This is a genomic window from Bacteroides caecigallinarum (assembly GCF_016901995.1).
In the GTDB taxonomy this organism is placed as follows: Bacteria; Bacteroidota; Bacteroidia; order Bacteroidales; family Bacteroidaceae; genus Phocaeicola; species Phocaeicola cellulolyticus.
Genome location: NZ_JACJLE010000162.1, coordinates 1 through 416 on the forward strand (window position 1 = coordinate 1; position 416 = coordinate 416).

Annotated in this window: 1 protein-coding gene; it reads right to left on the bottom strand. The window is 49.8% G+C overall.

The window, feature by feature from the left end:
• Positions 1 to 416, bottom strand: a 416-nt coding sequence (locus tag H6A61_RS15455; protein ID WP_204394798.1) for a PD-(D/E)XK nuclease domain-containing protein, incomplete at both ends; no start/stop codon positions are given.

A 416-nucleotide genomic window follows, 5' to 3' on the forward strand; every position in this document is an offset into this window, starting at 1 on the left:
AATCCACCTCTCCACATTCCTCTTCTCATAGCTGAAGTTCACACCCACTTTCACCAGCTTCCTTCCGTCACATTCGAAAGGCAGGGCATAGTCCTTGCTCTCTATCTGTCGCATTGCCTCTTCCGCCGTGCCGTCCAGCTTGAACTCCATCACGTATATGTAGTCCGGTGTCTTCACCACCATGTCAATCCTTCCATCCGAGGTATGATATTCCGCCTGCGTATAGAATCCCAGCAGTTTGAACAGGATGAACATCACGTTCTGGTAGTGCAGCTCCAGGTCACGAGCCAGCTCGTACGGAGTGTCCGCAAAGAAAGTCGTCAGTCGTTTCATGAAAGCGTCAGTGTCTCCGCTTTCAATATCCTTCACGAAATTCATGATTCCGAACGTAGCCTCCGAATTATCCATTCCCGTAT